The 5,433-nt window shown below is 59.8% G+C and carries 3 protein-coding genes and 1 pseudogene; 3 read left to right on the top strand and 1 reads right to left on the bottom strand.

Annotation, left to right across the window (positions count from 1 at the left end; genetic code table 11):
• Nucleotides 1-564: 564 nt before the first annotated feature.
• A complete protein-coding gene (locus tag QR78_RS34500) occupies nucleotides 565-795 on the bottom strand; it encodes a hypothetical protein (RefSeq protein ID WP_125900882.1) in 231 nt (76 codons plus the stop codon).
• Nucleotides 796-1,177: 382 nt separating this feature from the next.
• Here QR78_RS34500 and QR78_RS27950 point away from each other — a divergent pair, with 382 nt between their 5' ends.
• The 3 genes and pseudogenes from QR78_RS27950 to QR78_RS27940 form a co-directional block, all read left to right on the top strand.
• Nucleotides 1,178-2,650 (top strand): methyl-accepting chemotaxis protein, encoded by a 1,473-nt coding sequence (locus tag QR78_RS27950; RefSeq protein WP_048430887.1) that lies wholly within the window; start codon nucleotides 1,178-1,180, stop codon nucleotides 2,648-2,650.
• Nucleotides 2,651-2,781: 131 nt separating this feature from the next.
• Complete coding sequence (locus QR78_RS27945; RefSeq protein WP_053221123.1) at nucleotides 2,782-4,920, top strand: putative bifunctional diguanylate cyclase/phosphodiesterase; 2,139 nt, start codon at nucleotides 2,782-2,784, stop codon at nucleotides 4,918-4,920.
• A 234-nt stretch (nucleotides 4,921-5,154) separates the two neighbouring features.
• Nucleotides 5,155-5,433: pseudogene (locus QR78_RS27940) on the top strand (deubiquitinase); the annotation flags it as partial.

The raw sequence follows: 5,433 nt of genomic DNA, 5'->3' as shown, positions 1-5,433 counted from the left end.
CCCGAGGGCGACCCACCCAGCGAGCCACCGGCGCCCCAGCCCCCTGGTCCGATCAACCGGCGTTAAAAGTCTCCTGTGGCGTCACAGCCCTGTTCCATCGCTCAGGCGCCAGGGCACCCACGTTCGCGGTCTCGGGAGCCATTCCTTTGGCAACTCATTGAACGTCGTCGCCATTCTGAACGCATTACTTTAGGACATAAATCGATAAAATGAGATGCTCGCCTTCCACTAGCGTATCATGCCGGATGATCAGGCTTTAACTGCTGAACATGAATGTGTAGCGAGTGTGCAGATATAGATTACGAGCCCGATTGGCGAACTCGCGCCTGCCTAGTGACAAGCGGAATGTCATCGATCAATGGGATTTGGATGCAATACTGATCCCGTACAATCTCCGACCCTATTCGCCTGTAAGATATTTTGAGCATTTTGATTAAGGCCCATCAGTGGCGCGGACCAGATTTTACGAATCTCGCTTTGTCCGCAACACCAGAAATATTTAACTGAGTGGACGGAGGCCGCGATTATGGCAATAGGTGCCAAGCACGGTCCCCTGCCCGGCGCTTAAGCTAAGCCTCCCTGAGCTTTCGCAATTTCGACAACCTCCTGAGCGTGTGGCCCGACCGGGTGACGATTTTTTTCAAGAAAGGCCTTCCCTGCGGCGATCTGATCGAGGGCTGGGCTTGGCTTGCGATATTGCTCCGCCATGAGATCTGCGGTGAGGGCAAATGCAAGCTCCTCCGCCAGCGCGGCGACAAGTGGGAGAGCACAAAAGAGTGGGTTGGGGGCGATCATATTATACCCTAGCTGTGCTGTGACCGATTGTATTTAGGGCAATTTTCTTTCCGCCGCTCAAAAAAGGGGTCGGCGGAGAGGGCCGCGCTTTTGCGATCATCCAACGCGCCTCGGTCGAGTCCCCGGTTAAGATTGCCACCTCTAATAGGTTGCCGCAACGGCATGAAATCGGCATTTCTCAAGATCGCGCAAGAACAACACCGATCGAGTCGTGTATGCTCTAAATCGGACATCGATGCTCACTGCCGAATTTGTGCGCCGAACGACTTTCGAAGCGCGCGCAATTTTTCCCCGCACGGCATTTTAACTCTTGATTTAATGATGAGCGGCTATGTGTTTGCATCAAGCGGCGCTGCTGTCGCCGTTGCCGGGGGACGCGTCGATGTCGTTGTTTCGGTCCAGGCTGCGTGCCCTCACGGAGGCTATCAACCGCTCGCGGGGCTGCCTCGATCTTGATCTCGACGGCACCATTCGCAACGCGAATGCTAACTTCCTCGATCTGATGGGTTACCGCCGCGAAGAACTGATCGGCCAACCCCATAGCCTTCTGCTCCCCCCGAACGAGCGGGATAGCGCAGAGGGCGTGGCTTTCTGGGCCAGCCTGCGCGAGGGCAAGCCGCAGACCCGCGAGTTCAAACGGATCACCAAGGCGCGGAGCGAGGTCTGGATCCTGGCATCCTACAACCCCGTGCTGAGCCGCTCCGGCAAGCCCGTACGCATCGTCGTCTTTGCCTCTGACATCACGGCGCAAAAGGCGCGGAGCATTGACACAAATGGTCAGGTCGCCGCCTTGCACCGATCGCAGGCCGTGATCGCCTTCACGCCAGACGGTACCATCCTCGATGCCAATACCAATTTTCTTGATACGCTGGGCTACGAGCTGAACGAAATCCAGGGTCAGCATCACCGCATCTTCATCGATCCGTCCGAGCGTGGAAGCGTCGCCTACCGCGAGTTCTGGGCTGCCCTCGGCCGCGGCGAGCACCAAGCGGCAGAGTATCGCCGCTTTGCCAAGGGCGGGCGGGAAATTTTCATCCAGGCGACCTACAACCCAATCCGTGACGATGATGGGCGTCTGGTCAAGGTCGTGAAGTTCGCCGTCGATGTGACCGCTCAGGTGCACGAGCGCCGGCGCCGGGCCGAAAAAGCTCAAGCCATCAGCCTCGACCTCAATGCCATCAGTCAAGCGGTGCATGGGGTGACGACTCAGACGGTCGCAGCAGCGGGCACGGTGCATCAAGTCTCGAGCGACATCCAGGCCGTCGCATCCGGAGCCGAGGAGCTGTCTGTCTCGGTGGCGGAGATCAGCAGCCAGGTGCAGCACGCCTCTCAGATCGCCGGGCGGGCGGTTACCCAGGCCGAGCATACCGGTGGCATCGTCGCGGGTTTAAGCGAACAGGCTACCCGTATCGGCGAGGTCGTCGCCCTCATCCAGGCGATCGCCAGTCAGACGAATCTGCTCGCGCTCAACGCAACCATTGAAGCGGCTCGCGCAGGCGAAGCGGGGCGGGGTTTCGCCGTGGTGGCGCAGGAGGTCAAACAACTCGCCGAACAAACAAGCAAGGCCACCGATCAGATCCGCCAGCAGATCGGTGCGACGCAAGGGGCAACCCAGCAGGCGGTGGAAGCTATCGGCGCGATCCAGGGCACGATCCGGACGCTCGATCAGGTCGCAACCGCCATCGCGGCGGCGGTGGAGGAGCAGTCGGCGGTGACCCACGAAATCTCGGCATCAATGCAAACGGCCTCGCACGGCGCTAACAGCCTTGCCAGCAGCATGGAAGCGATTGCCCAAGCGGCCGAGCAGGTCGATCAATCGACTACGAAGGTTCGTGAGGCCTCCGAGGCGGCGTAAAACTCTCTAGACCTGGATCGTCTAATCATTCCCGTGCACCACTGATGAAACCAGACGCAATCAGCCGTTTGGGAGAACACATTGTGAGTGTTGATCAAATACCACCGAGTGAAGATTGGCGACTGCGCGCAGTGGCCGCCTACGGCCTCAGCTCCGACGTCATGCAGGGAGACCTGGAGCCGCTGAACCTACTAGCACGCGCGCTGTTCGGCGTACCAACTTCGATGGTGTCAGTTGTTTCGCACCATCATACGTTTTTCGCTAGCCGAGTCGGTATCTCAGTCTGCGAGGTCGATCGGCACATTTCATTCTGCCATTCTACGATCGCTCGGGACGAGCCGCTGGTTATCCTCGACGCCAGCCAGGACTCGAATTTCTATGACAACCCACTGGTGACCGGGCCGGCGCATGTCCGCTTCTACGCCGGTGCGCCGCTGATCGGCCCATCCGGTGCGGCGATCGGGTCCTTCTGTCTTCTCGACACCCGCCCGCGTAAGGCGTTCACGCCAGAAGATGTCGCTAACCTGAAGCTTTTGGCCACGCTCGCCCTCGACAAGATGGAGCTGCGGCGGCTCGCGCGCGCTCAGCAAGCCAGCGATAACCGCTTCCGTCAGATGTCGGATACTTCGCCGGCCGGCATCATCTGCGCCGACCACGAGGGTATCATTTGCTTCTGGAACCAGGGCGCTGAGGCTATGCTCGGGTTCTCGGCCGCCGAGGCCGAGGGTCAATCGATTGACTTCATCGTTCCTCATCGACTCCGCGGCAGCCACGGCGGTGGGCTCAAACACGTTGCCGCCGGCGGGAAACCGAAGCTTGTCGGCCAGTCGGTGGAACTGTGGGCTCTGTGCAAGGACGGCTCGGAGCTTCCGATCGAGCTGGCCTTATCGATGTGGCAGGATGAGGGGGGCGCAAGCTTCGGCGCCATCATCCGCGATCTCTCCGGTCGGCGCGCGAACGAGGAACGCCTAGATCGGCTGGCGCATCGTGACCATCTCACCGCCCTACCTAATCGTTTAGTCCTCCGCCAGCGTCTCGATGAAGTGACTAGGGCGCAGGTCGATGCGACCTTATTAGTTCTCGATCTCGATGGATTCAAACAGGTCAACGATACGCTGGGACATTCGGCAGGCGATCGCTTGCTTCAGGACGTTGCAGGCCGCCTGTTGAGCGCAACTGGTCCGCTGGATACGGTGGCCCGCCTTGGAGGCGATGAGTTCGCAGTCATCCTCTCCGAGCACGACGTAGATCAGGGGGCAGGCACCGTAGCCGAACGTCTCATCCAACTCCTCTCCGCCCCCTTCACGGTGGATGGTCTAGCTTTCAATCTGAGCGCCAGCGTCGGCGTCGCCCACTATCCTTCGCATGGGAAGCAAACCGACGACCTGCTCTCGGCCGCCGACCTCGCCCTTTATGCGGCTAAGGCCGGGGGCCGACAGCGCCACTGCATCTACTCTCCGAGGTTTCGCGAGGCGGCGCTACAGCAGCACGCGCTGGAAAGTGAACTACGTCACGCCTACGAAAGCGGCGAATTTCGGCTGTTTTATCAGCCGCAGATCGATGGCGACGGGCGACTGATGGGGGCGGAAGCCCTGTTGCGTTGGGACCATCCAGAGCGCGGGCTGCAATCTCCCGCCGCTTTCTTATCGTTTCTCGAGAAAAGCCCCCTAGCCATCCAAGTCGGACAGTGGGTGCTGCAGACCGCTTGCGCCCAAGCCGCCATCTGGCGGCAGGACGCGCCAGGCTTTCGAATCGGCGTGAACCTTTTTGGGCTGCAGCTGCATAACGGTAACCTTGCTGCGGAGGTGCGTGCGGTCCTGGAGCAAACCGGTCTGCCTGCTGCAAACCTCGAGCTTGAAGTCACAGAGAACATAATTCTCCAGCAGAACGACGTCGCCTTACGAATGCTTCGGACGTTGTATGCCGACGGGGTTAGCATCGCGTTCGATGATTTTGGGACGGGGTTTGCCTCGCTCAGCCTGCTTAAGCGATACCCGCTGTCTCGGCTGAAAATCGACCAATCCTTTGTACGCAATCTGGGCCAGTCGCGGGAAGACGCCGCGATCGTTCGGTCCATCGTACATATGGCGAAGGCCTTCGGGCTCGGCGTTATCGCAGAAGGGGTAGAAACCGTAGAACAGCAGGAGCGACTGCTCGCCAAGGGCTGCGATGAGCTACAGGGCTACTTGCACGGTCACCCGATGCCCGCCTTAAGCTTTGCGTCTCAGTTTGGGCTGGCGGATCGGCTCGTCCGCGAAATCGCCGCCTGACGCACGCTCTGGATTTTGCATCGTAGATGCCTCGGAATCTTCCGGGCATCGGACGAATGCCCGGGCCCATACACGCAGTGGGCCTAGGCATAGATTTTAATGTAGCATTATGTGACGCCATCGTGTGAATGCGGGCTGATCATACCATCTACAAGGTCGTCATCAGCTGATCTGATCCATCTAGAGCTTTGACGGCTTTGAATTTACGAGTCTGGCGACGAGGGTACGAGGTTTATGTTGGATAATCAGCGCGAGGCACTTGGCTATCAGGCCCTGGCCGAGGCCTCCCTCCTCGACACGCCGCCCGAGCGCGAGTTCGATGTGCTGGCGAAACTCGCGCAGACCTTGCTCGGCACCAGCATGTCCTCGATCACACTAATTACCCCGGAGCGCCAGTGGTTCAAGGCACGCTGCGGTCCGCTGGCAGCGGAGACTCCGCGGGAGCAGGCGTTCTGCCCTGTCGTAGTCGAGACCGAAGCGCCGCTCACGGTAGCGGATGCCCGCCTCGACGCG

The sequence above is a fragment of the Methylobacterium indicum genome (genome assembly GCF_001043895.1).
Taxonomy (GTDB): Bacteria; Pseudomonadota; Alphaproteobacteria; order Rhizobiales; family Beijerinckiaceae; genus Methylobacterium; species Methylobacterium indicum.
Note: the sequence above shows the minus strand (reverse complement) of the source record. Positions and strands in the feature narration are given on the sequence as shown.